Raw genomic sequence first — 14,534 nt, forward strand, 5'->3', positions numbered from 1 at the left:
CCAGCATCCTCATCCCCAGGACCCCGCAACCGCGCCCCCGAAGGCAACCCGCGACGAACCCGACCTCGCAAATCCAATACAAAACTCACCAGACCGGCAACCGCCCGATCCCTTTAAAAGTCGCGGTCGCGCATCGTCTTGACCTCGCCGAACGGTCCGACCACTGTCCGGATCGAATTCCATTGGACCACCCGTCCGTCGTGCTCCGCCTTGCTGGAGATCACCAGAAGCCTCTCCGGACAGAGTTGGCAATTGCCCGAAAAACGGACTTCGCTCCGAGGTTGGGCACAGGCAAGCACCAGTCTCTTGATATCGTGCAGCTCGGCCTCTTCGCCGTCATCGGCCAGAAGATAGCCCCTGACTGCGGCCCCGCGGGATTCAAGGCGCAAGTCGCCGCTCGCGTCCCGGCTTACCGTTCCCCTGCCGCGCTCCTCGTCGAGAAAAATCCCGAGGTCCTGGAGAACACCGATAATGTATGCTGCGTCACCTCGATTGAAGCCGCTGCAGATGAGGAGGTTTCGGGACAGCGGCGCGTCGGAGAGGGAGTTGCGGCTCTGCATGGGATACAACTTAAACGGATGGTTCGCGATGAGCCAGCACCTGTGGCTACAAAATGGTAGAATTTTTCGCCGTGCCGGAAGGACGCCCTGCGGTCCTTCATGCGTGTCCTTTGACAGTGCAGAGACTGATGGCTCTACATGCCGAAGCGACCGTATTCTACTGCAATTCGGAGAAATGGGAAAACTTGCGAAAAAAATGTTGCTTTTTTTCGCAAGGCTGTGGATTATACGACACTATAGCACTAACATCTTATCAAGTGTGGGTTGCCGGAAAACGGGTGTTGCTTGGTCTGGGGCTGTTCAGCGGTCTCGCGTGCCAAGCATGCCTGCAGTCAGAAAGTGAAAACAGGTAATGTCAGTGTTAAACTATGCGAAAAGCGAAAGTGCAAAGCGTAAGCAGCTTGGCACTGGCGACGAGGCTGGCGGCCTGTCATTTGCGCTGGAAACCATTACGCCGAAACAGGCGAAAGAGTACCTGGCCACTGCGCAGGCGGCACGTCGCCCCGACGCGCGAGCGGTCGGCAACTATGCCCGCACGATGAAGGCCAAAGCCTGGGTGGTGAATGGCCAGCCCGTGATCTTCGACAGTGAAGGCCACCTGATCGATGGCATGCAACGCCTCTCGGCCTGTATTGAAGCCGGGGTGCCTTTTTCCACCGTCGTGGCGCGCAACGTGCGGGGCGACACGCTTCACACCATCGATCAGCATCGCGCCCGCTCTTATGTCGCCGTTCTCGAAGCCCGCGGAACGTACCGTCGGCCTGCTTCGCTGGTACGGCTCATGGGCAAATTGATTCGCATCGAAAACGGCATGCTCGGGCTTGCGGCAATGCCGATCAGCTGGTCGCGCTATGACCGAGTTCTTGACGCCAACCCGGAACTCATCGAAGCGGTTGACCTCGCGGACCGGTATCGCGGGCTCAAGCTGCACTCCCAACCGGTGGCGGTGCTCGCCTTCATGGCTCTGCGCGCGGGCCACGGCCCGGCCTTTCGCAACTTCCTCGTGGCGCTCGATACCGACGACGATGAAGGGGCGGCAGGTTTTGACGGTGCGACGAACCTTCTTTCCACCATCGAGGCGATGCGCGCGGTGGGTGAGGTCGATACCGACCAGATGATCGCGCTTGGCATCCTTGCCTTCAACGACTGGATCGAGGAGGGGCGTCGCCGGAAGGTCTACACGTGGGCACCCGATCGCCGACCGCTGAGCGATGACCTCGCGGAGGCTTCCGAGGGAACCGACGATGCGGAGGCGCGCGGAATCGCCAAGGGCAAGCAGCGGTTTCTTCCAAACCTCGGTCTTCCAGTGATGAAGGACTATCCCGGTTTGCGCGAGGGTCTCATCGCCGATCCGTCCCGCAGCAACGAGACTGACAGCCGCCTCGTTGCGGAATTACGTCAGACCGCGGCAATGGGACCGGACGATGTGCGCGTCCGGATGGTCGAAGTCACGCCCGAACTTGCCCGGCACTGGCTGCGGGAATTCAACGATGGCAACCGGCGAACGCAGCCGACGCAGGTTGATGCAATTGCACGTGACATCAAGGCGGGCCGATGGATGGTCAACGCCCAACCGATCTGCTTTACCTCCGATCCTTTCGCCCCCAAAGCGCGCCGCGGCGAGACGCGACTTCTGAATGGGCAGCACCGCCTTTACGGTGTGATCGAGGCCGATATGTCGATTGAGGTTCCGGTCGCGAGCGGTATCGCCGAAAGCGCGTTTGCCACCTACGATACGCATGCGCGCAGAGCGGTCTTCTCGTCCGGCGGGCCGCAGTCGGACCTGCGTGTTCTCGCGGGTGCAGCGCGTTTTCAGTGGCGCGTGGACGAAGGGTTGCATCCACACGATCGGGCAGTCCCATCCGCTTCCGAAATAAAGGAAACGCTGGAGCGCCATCCAGGTCTTGCCGACTGGTTCCCCGAGTCCCGCAAGCGGCAAGTGGCGGAGTTTGGCTCTTCCGGCGTCATGACCTTCGTGCTCTACCATCTCCGGCAAGTCGATCCGGAGGCAGCCGAGGAATTTTTCAGGGATCTCTTCACAGGCGAGAACCTGACCAAGGAAAACCCGGTGCTCAATCTTCGAGAACGGATCCGGCGCACACGCAACCTCGAGGGAGAGCAACGCGGCTCGCGCCGTCAGGTGCTGTCGCTCCTTCTGCAGGCCTGGGAGAGCTATCGCGCTTATCGCAACAACGAATTGGCCACATGAGTCGCTGCGGTTCCGGCATGTGACTCCGCCGCGGTCGGCAACTCGTGTATCCTCCGCTTGATCAAACCTTGAAGGTCCGGAGGGAGGAGCGAACGACAAGCTACTTCCAGTTCCAAGCTCCGCTGGTCTGAAAGGAAATTTCGTTACAGACCGGCCCAAGGAAATGGTTCTTCAGCCGCTTGAACGGCGGCAGGCAAAAGCTACGCCTCCATCCGGCAGCTTGATTCTGTGCCGGCAAGATGCGATCACCGGTGTCAAATCCGACCATCGTCTAATCTGGTTTCGCAAGAATGCGGAAACTTCTCATGGGCGAGCCTTGTTCTGCAACAGGGGGTTGATTGCAGAGGAGAAACTTCTTGTCCCGTCCCGTCGTACTTGCCGTGGATGACGAACCCGCCATCCGTGACCTGTTGCGGGACGCTTTGGAACGGGAGGGTCTGGATATCCGCTGCGCCGGCAGTATCGCCGAGTTTGAGAAAATGGCGGCGAGGATCTTGGTTGATGTCTATATTATTGACCTGACGCTTCCTGACGGCAGCGGGTTCGGCCTTGTTCGGTCTTTGCGGGAGCGAGGTGAAAGTGGTATCATTATCCTGTCGGGTCGGGGCGAAGAGACAGACAATGTCGTGGGCCTCGAACTTGGTGCCGACGATTATGTGACAAAGCCTTTCCGACCGCGTGAGTTGGCCGCCCGCGTAAATGCGGTCATGCGCCGGTACCGAAGGCAGTCGCCAGACGTCGAAGTTGAGGCAAGTGCCGAAACGGCATCCCCTGCGGGAATAGACTATCGATTCGGCGACTATGCCGTCAGCACCTCCGCCCGCCTCGTATGGAACGCCGAGGGCACGGAGATACCGCTGACGACGGCGGAATTCGAATTGCTATGCGCGCTCATCGAACGGCGGGGGCGCGTGGTGAGCCGTGACCAATTGATGAACGCGGTCAAGGGTCGTGACTGGGATGCCTACGACCGGGCGGTCGACGGGCTTGTCAGTCGATTGCGAAAGAAGCTTCCGGCGCCGCCCGGGCGTGCGCACTACATCCGCACCGTCCATGGTGTGGGCTATTCCTTTTCAGGGTAGATTTGACTCCGATTTTCGGGCACGCTTACGTGCGCGAAGTGGCCCATTGGACCTGTTGCCCCAATGACGTGATCTTCAGAAGCCGTCGGCCGATTTCGTCCTGAAATCCGTCGAGTTGGCTGCCGATCTCATCAAGCGATACACCGGTGTGGCGAAGTGTGGCGCCTTCGATCCGGCAGAGCATGCGGATGGAATTGAGGGCTGTGACGTGTTTGCGCATCTCTGCAAGGTGGCTGTCCACGGTGGCGGCTTGCCGCATGGTTCGATCCTGGCATGTTTGCGCTTTCCCTTCGTAATCCGTCGCCACGCCGCTGAGCCGCGCCCGTTCGGCGGCGGCGTCCCCCTCGGCCTTCGAATCATCTTTCGCAAAGGCCTCTGCCATTTCCGACAGAAGATCCGCCGCGTTGAGAAGGAACAAGCTTTCGGAGACCGAACGCGCAATGCCGCCAAAGCCGACGGTTTCGTCCAAGGCACGGGTGTTCAGCCAGTCGACCATATCGTTTGCGAGAAGAGCGTAATTGTCTGAAATCGCGCTGACCGGTCGGCCAAGCTCGCCGAGCTGTGACGCCGCGATACGAAGGTTCAGAGCAATTCGCAGCGCCTCTGCAAACATCGACTGCATTCCGTTGAGCGCAATTTCGATCTGGTCGGCAGCTTCCGCCGCGGCCAGCGCCTCGGAACGGTTCACCCCTCCGCCACCAAGCTGCAGTTCCCTGTGCTGCAGTTCGGTCGCAAGGGCGCGCGCCTGAAAGGAATCGTAGCTCGGAAATCCCATCTCGGCGAGGCCTTGTATGAGACTCTCGGCGCTCTCACTCGGCGTGCGGCCCTCGGCTTCTTCCTTGCGCAGCTGGGCGTAGACGCCCTTGACCTTGTGCAGCATCTCGGAGGTCGGTTTGATCCGCACGGAAAGATACCCTTGCCCCAAGGGAACAACCACCGCGAAGACCCAATAGAAGCGGCCATCCGACGAACTGTTGCAGACATAGGCGCCTGTTGGCTGTCCCTCCTTGATCCGTTCCCAAAACAAGTGGAAGACCCCCTTGGGCATCTCCGGATGGCGGATAAGCTTGTGCGGAGCGTTGATCAGCCGCTCCCAAGGATAGCCGGAGACGCGCTGGAAAACGGAATTGCCGGCCTCTATCACACCGCGCCCGTCAGTGCGTGAGAAGAAGATCTCATCGATCCCGAAGGGCACCTCCACTTCTTGGGCTTGAGCATTGTCGAGCATCGTGGAGTCTCCTTGTCCGACACTTTCTGTTTTTCGCAAATTTCACCCTAACGTTCCTTTTGGCATCTGTCGATAGCGTGGCTTTACATAGATGTTGCGAAAAAAGCACATCTCGCGCCGACAGTCGGAGCTGATTTTCTCATACAGGCATGGGCTTTGCCTGTCGGCCGCCAAATTTTTCCCCCACTCGGAAAAGATGACTTTCCTTACAAGCAAGTACATGTTGTGAAAAACGTATTAGCTGTTATTTTCGCAATTCTCGAAAGCAAGGGGCCGCCGATGACCACACCCGCCCAGATGTCCAGCGCGCCGGAGACTCCCGGGGCCGCCGCCATGCAGCCGCCAGAGTTCCGCTCCGGCAGATGCGTGCACTATGATCTACCCGAAAAGCCTGACCACGAAGACCTGCTGCACTTGCAGGCTTTCCTTTCCAACAACAGTGCTGCGGCGGTGGTCATCTCGGCGGCACAGCTAAGGCGCGCAGACACCCTCCTTCTCCAACTCCTGTTGGCGGCCAAGCGGGACTGGGCGGCGCGGAAGGTCTCCTTCACGGTTGTGGACATTCCCGAGGCTGTCGTTGCGGCTTTGCCGCTTCTGGGTCTTCGGCCCGAGATGATCGGCCTGAGGGTCTCGCAATGAGCATCATGGTTCTGGCGATCGACGACTCGCGAACGATCCGCAGCATGGTGCACCAAGCGCTCGCCGCGGCCGGCTTTTCCTGCGAACTGGCGGAAGATGGCGTCGAGGGTGTGCGGCGGTTCGAAGAGCTCCGTCCCGATGTTGTTATCACCGACATCAACATGCCCCACATGGACGGTTTCGGCGTGATCGAGGCGATCCGCAAGGACGTCGCAAACCGCAGAGTCCCGATTCTCGTCATGACCACGGAAACCGCCAAGGAGTTCAAGACTCGGGCACGCGATGCCGGCGCCACGGGCTGGATCGGCAAGCCGTTCGACGACCAGTCGCTTGTGCAGGTCATTCGTCGTGTCACGGGAGCCGCATGAGATGGCAGCCAATGACGCTTTTCGCGACCTGTTCTTTGAAGAAGCCGAAGACCTGCTTGCCACGCTGTCGGATGACCTCGTCCGACTGAGCGCGGGGGAGTTCGACAACGAGATTGTCCACTCGATCTTCCGGGCCGTACATTCGATCAAGGGTAGCGCCGGCGCCTTCTCGTTGGAAGAGCTGGTGGATTTTGCTCATCGCTACGAGACCGTGCTTGATGGGGTGCGCAGCGACAGGCTCGAGCTGACACCCGACCTATTCCGGGTCGTGCAGCGGTCAGCAGATCACCTGGCCGTCCTGGTCGAGGCGGCCCGTACCGAACAGGAAACCGACAGGGCGGTCACGGAAACCGCTCTTGCGGCCCTCGATGCTTGCCTCTGCGCCGCTTCCGCGACAGGCGCGGACCCAATGCCGACTGCCTCCGAAACGCCGGAGGCGGGTCCCGCGCAAGAAGAACCCCAGTTCGGTTTCGTGCCGCTCTCCCTCGATCTCGACAGTCTTGCTCAGACCGGCCCGCAGAGTTTCGACATTTGCTTCCGTCCCCATCCCTCGCTCTACGAGAACGGCCACGAACCCGCGCTTCTTCTCGCGCAACTTGCCGAGCTTGGGCACCTCGAGACAGAGATCGATCTTTCGGCGCTGCCGCACTGGAGCGCGCCCGAGATCGTCGAGCAGGCGCTCTCGTGGAAGCTCCGCCTTGCGACGGACGCCACGCAGGACGCGATCGAAGAGGTCTTTGATTTCGTTGACGGCCTCTGCGACCTGACCATTCAAGCCGAAGGCAATGACATGCCAGAGACAGTCGTGCAGAACGGGGCGCCGATCGAGACGGCGACGACCAAACTCGCGGAGCCGGATGCGGCACCAACCGCGACGTGTATCGAAGCGGAAACGGCCGAACCCGCATCAGCCGCCAAGTCGGTCGCGGCAGCGGACACGCCACGCCCGACGCTGCGGGTCGATCTCGACAGGATCGAGCGGCTCTTCAACGCGGTGGGCGAGCTCATCATCAACCAGTCAATGATCGCCCAGCGGGTCGACGACCTGCAGCTTCACCACGATGCCGACATGGCCGTCCATGTGGAAAGCTACCGGCTTCTCGCCCGAGACATCCAGGAGGCGGTCATGGCGATCCGGGCGCAGCCGGTGAAGCCACTGTTCCAGCGCATGTCTCGCATCGTGCGCGAGGCGGCCGACGGCACCGGCAAGCAGGCGCAGCTCGTGATGGTCGGCGAAGGCACAGAAGTCGACAAGACCGTTATCGAACGTCTGGCAGATCCCCTGACCCATATGATCCGCAACTCGGTCGACCATGGCCTCGAAGGCCCCGAGCAGCGTTGCGCCAACGGCAAGGACCCGGTGGGTACGATCTGGCTCTCGGCGGCACATCGCTCGGGCAGCGTGGTCATTACCATCCGGGATGACGGCGGCGGTCTCGACCGGGAGAAAGTGCTTGGCGTTGCGGTCAAGAAGGGCCTGGTGCCAGCTGGCGCGGACCTGTCCGAGAGCGAGATCGACAATCTCATCTTTTTGCCGGGTTTCTCGACCGCCTCGGCAACCTCGCTTCTGTCCGGACGTGGTGTCGGCCTCGACGTGGTGCGCACGGCGGTCCAGTCGCTTGGCGGCCGGGTCAACATCGTCTCGCGCCCCGGCAAGGGAACCGAGTTCACCATAGCACTGCCCCTGACACTCGCCGTGCTGGACGGAATGTTGATCTCGGTTGGCAACATCAGCATGCTCGTGCCGATCTCTGCCGTGCTCGAGACCATCCGCCCGCTGGCGGGCGAGGTGCAGGCCGTCGGCCCAGACGAGTGCCTTCTCTCGATCCGCGGTCGCTTTGTTCCGGTCATTGATCTTGCCGCGAATCTTGGCGTTCCGCGCGCCGTCGAGGCCGACGCGCCGATGCTTCTCCTGCTTGTCGAGACCGAGGCACGTGGCACATGTGCGCTCCTCGTGGACCGCGTCCACGATCAGCGGCAAGTGGTCATCAAGGGGCTTGAAAGCAACTATGGCCACGTTCCCGGCGTCTCGGCTGCGACCGTCCTCGGAGACGGCCAGATCGCCCTCATCCTCGATCCCGACGCTATCGTCGCACAGAACCACGGGGCCGGCCTGCGTGCCGTGATCCCCTCTTGATGGAGACGCCCAAGATGCAGGACGCAGCAGACCAGAACGGCGAGGTCGAGTTCGTCATCTTCACTTCGGGAGGACAGAGCTTCTCCCTCGACATCCGCCATGTCCGCGAGATCCGTGGGCAAAGCGCGGTAACACCTCTACCGCATGCGCCCGAAGAAGTGCTTGGCGTCACGAACCTGCGCGGCGCCGTGATTCCGGTTTTCGATCTTGCGAGATGCTTTGCCCTGGGTGCCACGGTTGACGCCGAACGCAACGTCATTGTCATCGCGATGAACGGCACGCAGACCATCGGGCTTCTGGTCCAATCCGTGTCCGAGATCGTCTCGTTCCCCCGAGCCAATATTCAGGACGCTCCGGATATGCTGGGTGGGTCGGCGCAGAGCCACATCTCCGGCCTCGTGCCTCTCCAAGAGGGCATGAGCCGCGTGATCGATCTGCCGTCGCTGATCCAGCGGCGTATGCCGGTGCCGGCATGATCGAAACGCGAACCACTCCAGCGCAAGAGTCATCTTTCGACGGCCCTGGCGCGATTTCGATGAGCCAGGCGGATTTTCAGCGGATCGCCGGCCGTGTTCAGGAAGATTACGGAATCCATCTGCCCCAGGCAAAGAAGGATCTTGTCTATTCACGGCTGCTGCGACGGGTCCGCTTTCATGGCTTCGTGGATTTCGGGACCTATTGCGATCATGTGGAAAGCGTGGCCGGCGTGCCGGAGCGCACCGAGATGCTTTCCGCGCTCACCACGAACGTCACACACTTCTTTCGTGAGAAGCACCATTTCGATCTCCTTTCCAGTTCGGTCTTGCCGCCGCTTCTTGACGCGGCGCGGCGCGGCGGCCGGGTCAGGCTCTGGTCGGCGGGCTGTTCGTCGGGGCAAGAGGCTTATTCACTTGCCCTGACGGTGCTGGCGCTTTGCCCCGACGCGGCGCGGTACGACATTCGAATCCTTGCCACGGACATCGACCCCAAGATCGTCGCCCGTGCCCAGGAGGCCGTATATCCAGCTGCCGAACGCGCCGCCATCGGCGAGCCGCTGCTTTCGCGGTTCACCGAGTCCGAACCCGAGGGCGACAGCTTTCGCATTGCTGCGTCCGCGCGCGCGCTTGTGACCTTCGCAACTCTCAACCTGATCGGCGAATGGCCTGTGCGCGGGCCCTTCGACGTGATCATGTGCCGCAATGTCGCGATCTATTTCGGCGACGCCGCACAGCACCGGCTCTGGCAGCGGTTCACCAGCTTCATGCAGCCCGGCGCACATCTTTTCATCGGCCATTCCGAACGGATTGTCGGCCCCGCCGAGGCGCGGCTCGAGAACGTCGGCATCACCGCCTACCGCGTCTTGCAGCAACGCGATGGCACCGGGCAGAGGCCCGACACCAAAGGAGCGACAAAATGAGCGTTCGAGAAAATCTCCGGGTCATGGTCATCGATGACATGGGTGTCAGCCGCGCGCTCGTCACGAATGCTCTCGACGAGATGGGCGTGATTCACTACTCGGCCGAGGCCGATCCGAAGGCCGCGCTGGCCAAGCTTTCTGCGAGCCCCGTGCATCTTGTCCTGTGCGACATGAACATGCCCGGCATGAACGGGCTACAGCTTCTCGAGGCCCTGCGCCGCCAGCCTGCGACGGCCAATATCGGCTTCATCGTCATCACGGGCACGCCCTCGCCTGACATCATTCAGAAAGGCCAGGCGCTGCGCCTGAACAACCTCGTCGCCAAACCGTTCGATACGCCCAAGCTTCGGACGGCGATCGAGCAAGTCATCGGAAAACGACTGTGATGCCGGTCTCTGTTCCCCTGCCTGCGGCCGACCTCCTGCAGCGTACCGCGCTCGAGATCGAGCGGTGCCGTGCACTTGTCGAGAAAGTCGAGAACGCGGTCGCGCATCACCCGGTCTCCGAATGGCACGCCGACTTCCAGAGCATTGACCTGCTCGACCAGATGCTGGGCGACATTTCGGTTCTTCTCGACACTCTATCGCGCGCGTCCGAGCTTGACGGGCTCGTCATTGCCGATGCTCACCGGCTGACGTCGCCCCTGCGGCTTGGCGCCGTGCGGGCGCGGTTGCACGAAACCCCGCATGAGACCGGAGGCCATCATGTCGAACTCTTCTGATCCGAAATCCGCGCTCAAAAGCTTGTTCCGGCGCACACAATCGCAATCCCCTGCAACCCAACCGGGAGCAGTTCGAACCCAAGGAAGGCCCGTCATGGACACCACCCGAATGAAGCTCAAGACAAAGATTCCATTCGCCATCGTCGGCGTCAGCATCATGGTGGCGGCCGCTCTGCAAACCCTGAGTTATACAGAGATGCGTCGTGAAGCGATCGAGAACCAGGAAGCGCGATTCCTTCTTCAAGGCGAGGCGTTAAAGCAGAACGTCGTCGACTGGGTCGATCAGGCACGGCTCACTGCGCTGCAGCTGGCGGCCTCGCCGCTGATCGTACGCAGCGTGCAGCGTAACGCGACATTCACAGGGGCTTCGGCAGGACCGAGGGGGGCTGGCGCACCGGACGACAAGAGCGACCTGATCCGTTTTCTGGGCAAGTTTGCCGAAAACGCCGAGTCCGACGACATCTTCGTGATCGACGCACGCGGTGTCGTGGTGCAGTCTGTCGACGGCGTGGTGCCTGTCGGAACGCGGCTGCTTGACGGCCCGCTGGCCAATAGCGCGCTTGCCGAAGTGTTCGGTGAAGCGATGGGGGCATCGGAAGGTCAGGCCCAGTTCGCCGATTTCGAGGGATACGGCCCTTTCTACGAAAAAATCTCGAGCTTCGTAGGGGCGCCGATCGTCAGCGGTGAGGGTTCGACAATCGGAGTGCTGGCAGTCCACCTGCATCACGACGAACTCCACGAATACATGACGGACGGCTATACTCTCGGATCGGCCACCCAAGGTTACGTCATCGGCTCGGACTTCAAGGCAGCTTCCTTGCCGACCCGCGGCGAGGCTTTCGGCCTGCTGGACAACATGCCGCGAAGCGCGCAGGCAGCGGCAGCGCTTGAGTCGAAGGAGGCGACGGTCCTTCCCGATGTACGGCCTGTCAATGACGCGCCCGATGCTGATCCGAGCGCCTATGCGGTTGCGGTCCCGATAAATCTCTTCGACGAGCAGTGGGGGCTTGTTGTCGAGAAAGGCAACACCGAGATCTTCGCCGATGTGAATGCCGTTTTGACCAAGCAGATACTGGTCACTCTGGCTGCAGTCGGCATCACGCTTCTGTTGGGCTTCTTCATCGGGCGGTCGATCTCGCAGCCACTCAGCCGCGTCACCGGCGCGATCCACAGGATCGGCGAAGGCAAGCTTGATGCCGAAGTCGCCGACACTGACCGGAGCGATGAACTTGGCGACATCGCCAAGGCGGTCGAACGCCAGCGCAGCCTGCTCGAAGAGCAGCGCGCCCTGGAAGCCGAGCGTGCCCGTCAGCAGGAAGACCTGCAACGTGTGGTCGAAGGCATGCGGGACGGCATGAAGCGCCTCGCCTCCGGCAACCTTTCCGCACCCATCGACACCGCCTTCGGAGAAGAATACGAGGTGCTGCGCGTCAATTACAACCAGACCCTGGAGCAGCTGAACTCCACCATCTCCCAGGTCGTCGAGGTTGCCGAAAGTATCCGCGCCCGTTCGAGCGAGATCAGCAACGCTTCCGTCGACCTGTCGCGCCGGACCGAGAACCAGGCCGCTGCTCTGGAAGAGACTGCCGCCGCGCTTGATGCCCTGACCACCAGTGTGAAGGACAACGCGAGCGGTGCCGTCGAGGTCGAAGCCACCGTCAAGACAACGCGCTCGGAAGCAGAGGAAAGCGGCAAGGTCGTCAAGGCCGCAGTTTCGAAGATGACCGAAATTCAACGCTCGTCCGAGAAGATTTCGAACATCAGTGGAACAATCGAGGACATCGCCTTCCAGACCAACCTTCTGGCGCTCAACGCAGGCGTCGAGGCGGCGCGGGCGGGGGACGCGGGCAAGGGCTTTGCCGTTGTCGCCTCCGAAGTGCGCGCTCTCGCCCAGCGGTCTTCCGACGCGGCAAAAGAGATCAAGACCCTTATCACTTCGAGCAGCCAGCACGTCCGCACCGGAGTCGATCAGGTAAATCGGGCGGGTGAGGTCATCGAGAACATTGTTGGCCGTGTGGCGCATATCTCGGACCTCATGACCGGCATCGCCGCTGGCGCCGCCGAGCAATCGTCCGGCCTCGGCGAGATCAACATCGGCGTCACACAACTCGACCAGGTGACCCAGCAGAATGCTGCGATGGTCGAGGAATCGACCGCAGCGAGCCAGGGTCTCGCTCAGGACGCGACCAACCTTGCCGGGCTTGTGAGCCACTTCAAGGTTCGACGCGACGATGTCCCGAAATCCCCTCAGCCGCTCTTGGCAACCGGAGCAGCCGGGGGTTCGAAGGGCGAGCCAGCAGCAACGGAAACCACACCGGTCGTCGCCAAGCTCCGTGCAGCGATCGAGACTCCGCACGGCGTCTGGCAGGACTTCTGAGCGCGGTGCGCCCGTCGCGCAGGGAGGTGGTTTCGCCTCCCTGACGTGACACCTGTATCTTGAAACAAAGGCGGCGGCTCCAGGGCCGCCGGCGCGGTGCCCGATCCCGGGCACCGCTTTTGCAGGAAAAGCCCATGAACCCCACACGGATCGTCATCGTTGCGAAAAGTCCAATTTCTCGATCTCTCATCGGCCGACGGCTGGTTGCGCTGCCGGGGATCGAGCTTGTGGGCGAAGCGGTGAGCCTTGCAGACGCGAAGCGCGTGATTGAGACATCGCGCCCCCACATCGCAGTCCTCGGGCCGAGTTTGGCGGCATCACGCGAATTCAAGGACCTCCGCGACCTCCTCATCGCCATGCCATGCCGCTGGATCGAGATCGCGGGCCTCAACACTGCGGCCGATTCTGACGGCCTCGCTCGGGACGGCCGGCATCTGCCTGTGCTTACACATGGCATGACGCAGACCCAGACCGAAAAAGCCCTTGCCGAAGTCATGGCGGCCCCCGTTGATCGCGCCACTTCCAGTGAAACGGCGCCGGCATTCCGCCGAACACCGGATGCGCAAACGACCGAGCCAGCGAACCGCTTCATCCTTATCGGCGCCTCGACAGGGGGTGTCGACGCGCTGCTTCAGATTCTCGGCGACTTCCCGGAGGACTGCCCGCCGACGGCAATCGTTCAGCACACTGGACGCGGCTATAGCGGCAGCCTTATCCAGCTACTGGCGCAACGCTGCCGCGCCAAAGTCATGGCGCCCCGGGACGGTATGGAACTGCGCCGCGGCATGATTGCCGTTGCGGCCGGCGGCGAGGCGCATCTCCGGATCAACGCGGGCTCGGTCCTGCGCTGCCACCTTCGCGGCGGGCCTCCCGTTTCCGGACACATGCCTTCGGTCGACGCACTCTTCATGTCTGCTGTGCCCTGGGCGGACCGTGCTGTCGCCGTGATCCTCACCGGCATGGGCCGCGATGGTGCCTCGGGCCTGTTGGAACTCCGCCGCGGTGGCGCCGTCACCATCGGCCAGGACGAAGCCACGTCGCTCGTTTATGGCATGCCGAAGGCCGCCTGGGACATGGGTGCCGTCGAAAACCGCCATTCGCTTTCCAACATCGCGGGCGCTGTGCTGCGCGCCACCCAAGCCGGTGTCCTTCGATGATCCCTCTCGTCCGGCGCACGATCACTGTCACTCAAGGCGAATTCCGTGCCGAACGGGAACCCGACGTGGTGTTGTCCACAATCCTCGGATCCTGTGTTGCGGTCTGCCTGTATGATCCTGGAGTGGGCGTTGGTGGCATGAACCACTTCCTATTGCCGCAGGGCCAGGACACGCCGGGCGGACGCTCCGAACGCTATGGCGTCAACGCCATGGAGCAGCTTATCAACGCGCTCCTCCGCATGGGCGCCCGGCGCAAGTCACTTGTCGCCAAGGCTTTCGGTGCCGCCAACATGACCGAGCGGCTGAGCCCGATCGGAGATGCCAACGCGACATTCACTCGAGACTTCCTCCTGGCCGAGAGCATCGCATGCGTTGCGGAAAGCTTTGGCGGCGTCAACGCGCGCAAGGTTTTGTTTCACCCCGCCACCGGCACAGCGCGCCAGATGATTGTTCCCGGCGATTTCGACGAGCCGCGCAAACCAGTGCCTGCCGTACTCAAGCCGGATATCACCCTGTTCTGAACCCGCGCCGCTGCCAGTTGCCTCTGGCAGCAGAATATCTTGGATCAAGTCCACCGCGCTTGTAGCCTCTTGGCTTGGGCCATGAAAGGGAAACACGCGGCCAGCATGAGGCTGTGTTCAGCTAACGGGGGTCTGAAGA

The 14,534-nt window shown here is 61.8% G+C and carries 14 protein-coding genes; 12 read left to right on the forward strand and 2 right to left on the reverse strand.

What is annotated here, in order from left to right:
* Positions 1–113: 113 nt before the first annotated feature.
* Positions 114–560, reverse strand: coding sequence for a hypothetical protein (locus LCF60_RS05350; protein ID WP_292290225.1), 447 nt, complete (start codon positions 558–560; stop codon positions 114–116).
* A gap of 352 nt (positions 561–912) precedes the next feature.
* Here LCF60_RS05350 and LCF60_RS05355 point away from each other — a divergent pair, with 352 nt between their 5' ends.
* Together LCF60_RS05355 and LCF60_RS05360 are read left to right on the forward strand one after the other, a co-directional pair.
* Positions 913–2,769, forward strand: a complete 1,857-nt coding sequence (locus tag LCF60_RS05355) for a hypothetical protein (protein ID WP_292290227.1) — start codon at positions 913–915, stop codon at positions 2,767–2,769.
* Between the two features lie 356 nt (positions 2,770–3,125).
* Positions 3,126–3,851 (forward strand): response regulator transcription factor, encoded by a 726-nt coding sequence (locus LCF60_RS05360; protein WP_292290229.1) that lies wholly within the window; start codon positions 3,126–3,128, stop codon positions 3,849–3,851.
* A gap of 25 nt (positions 3,852–3,876) precedes the next feature.
* Here the strand turns inward: LCF60_RS05360 and LCF60_RS05365 are convergent, their stop codons facing one another.
* Positions 3,877–5,079, reverse strand: coding sequence for a PAS domain-containing protein (locus LCF60_RS05365; RefSeq protein ID WP_292290231.1), 1,203 nt, complete (start codon positions 5,077–5,079; stop codon positions 3,877–3,879).
* Between the two features lie 279 nt (positions 5,080–5,358).
* Here LCF60_RS05365 and LCF60_RS05370 point away from each other — a divergent pair, with 279 nt between their 5' ends.
* The 10 genes from LCF60_RS05370 (at position 5,359) to LCF60_RS05415 (ending at position 14,395) form a co-directional block, all read left to right on the forward strand.
* Positions 5,359–5,718 (forward strand): STAS domain-containing protein, encoded by a 360-nt coding sequence (locus tag LCF60_RS05370; RefSeq protein ID WP_292290233.1) that lies wholly within the window; start codon positions 5,359–5,361, stop codon positions 5,716–5,718.
* A complete protein-coding gene (locus tag LCF60_RS05375) occupies positions 5,715–6,086 on the forward strand; it encodes a response regulator (RefSeq protein ID WP_292290234.1) in 372 nt (123 codons plus the stop codon). The genes LCF60_RS05370 and LCF60_RS05375 overlap by 4 nt, the downstream gene beginning before the upstream one ends.
* A 1-nt stretch (position 6,087) precedes the next feature.
* Complete coding sequence (locus LCF60_RS05380; protein ID WP_292290236.1) at positions 6,088–8,223, forward strand: chemotaxis protein CheA; 2,136 nt, start codon at positions 6,088–6,090, stop codon at positions 8,221–8,223.
* Between the two features lie 14 nt (positions 8,224–8,237).
* The gene (locus tag LCF60_RS05385) at positions 8,238–8,699 is read left to right on the forward strand and encodes a chemotaxis protein CheW (protein ID WP_292290237.1); all 462 of its coding nucleotides are present in this window, start codon (positions 8,238–8,240) and stop codon (positions 8,697–8,699) included.
* Positions 8,696–9,619: a protein-glutamate O-methyltransferase gene (locus LCF60_RS05390; protein ID WP_292290239.1), complete on the forward strand. Its 924-nt coding sequence runs from the start codon at positions 8,696–8,698 to the stop codon at positions 9,617–9,619. Before LCF60_RS05385 ends, LCF60_RS05390 begins: the two co-directional genes overlap by 4 nt.
* Positions 9,616–10,005, forward strand: coding sequence for a response regulator (locus tag LCF60_RS05395; RefSeq protein ID WP_292290240.1), 390 nt, complete (start codon positions 9,616–9,618; stop codon positions 10,003–10,005). Before LCF60_RS05390 ends, LCF60_RS05395 begins: the two co-directional genes overlap by 4 nt.
* Entirely contained in the window at positions 10,005–10,340 is a 336-nt protein-coding gene (locus LCF60_RS05400; RefSeq protein ID WP_292290241.1) for a hypothetical protein, read from the forward strand. Before LCF60_RS05395 ends, LCF60_RS05400 begins: the two co-directional genes overlap by 1 nt.
* Positions 10,341–10,434: 94 nt before the next feature.
* Positions 10,435–12,717: a methyl-accepting chemotaxis protein gene (locus LCF60_RS05405; RefSeq protein ID WP_292290242.1), complete on the forward strand. Its 2,283-nt coding sequence runs from the start codon at positions 10,435–10,437 to the stop codon at positions 12,715–12,717.
* A gap of 134 nt (positions 12,718–12,851) precedes the next feature.
* Complete coding sequence (locus tag LCF60_RS05410) at positions 12,852–13,874, forward strand: CheB methylesterase domain-containing protein (RefSeq protein WP_292290243.1); 1,023 nt, start codon at positions 12,852–12,854, stop codon at positions 13,872–13,874.
* Positions 13,871–14,395: a chemotaxis protein CheD gene (locus LCF60_RS05415; RefSeq protein ID WP_292290244.1), complete on the forward strand. Its 525-nt coding sequence runs from the start codon at positions 13,871–13,873 to the stop codon at positions 14,393–14,395. The genes LCF60_RS05410 and LCF60_RS05415 overlap by 4 nt, the downstream gene beginning before the upstream one ends.
* The last annotated feature ends 139 nt before the right edge of the window (positions 14,396–14,534 follow it).

The sequence above is a fragment of the Marivita sp. genome, from assembly GCF_020055635.1.
In the GTDB taxonomy this organism is placed as follows: Bacteria; Pseudomonadota; Alphaproteobacteria; order Rhodobacterales; family Rhodobacteraceae; genus Marivita.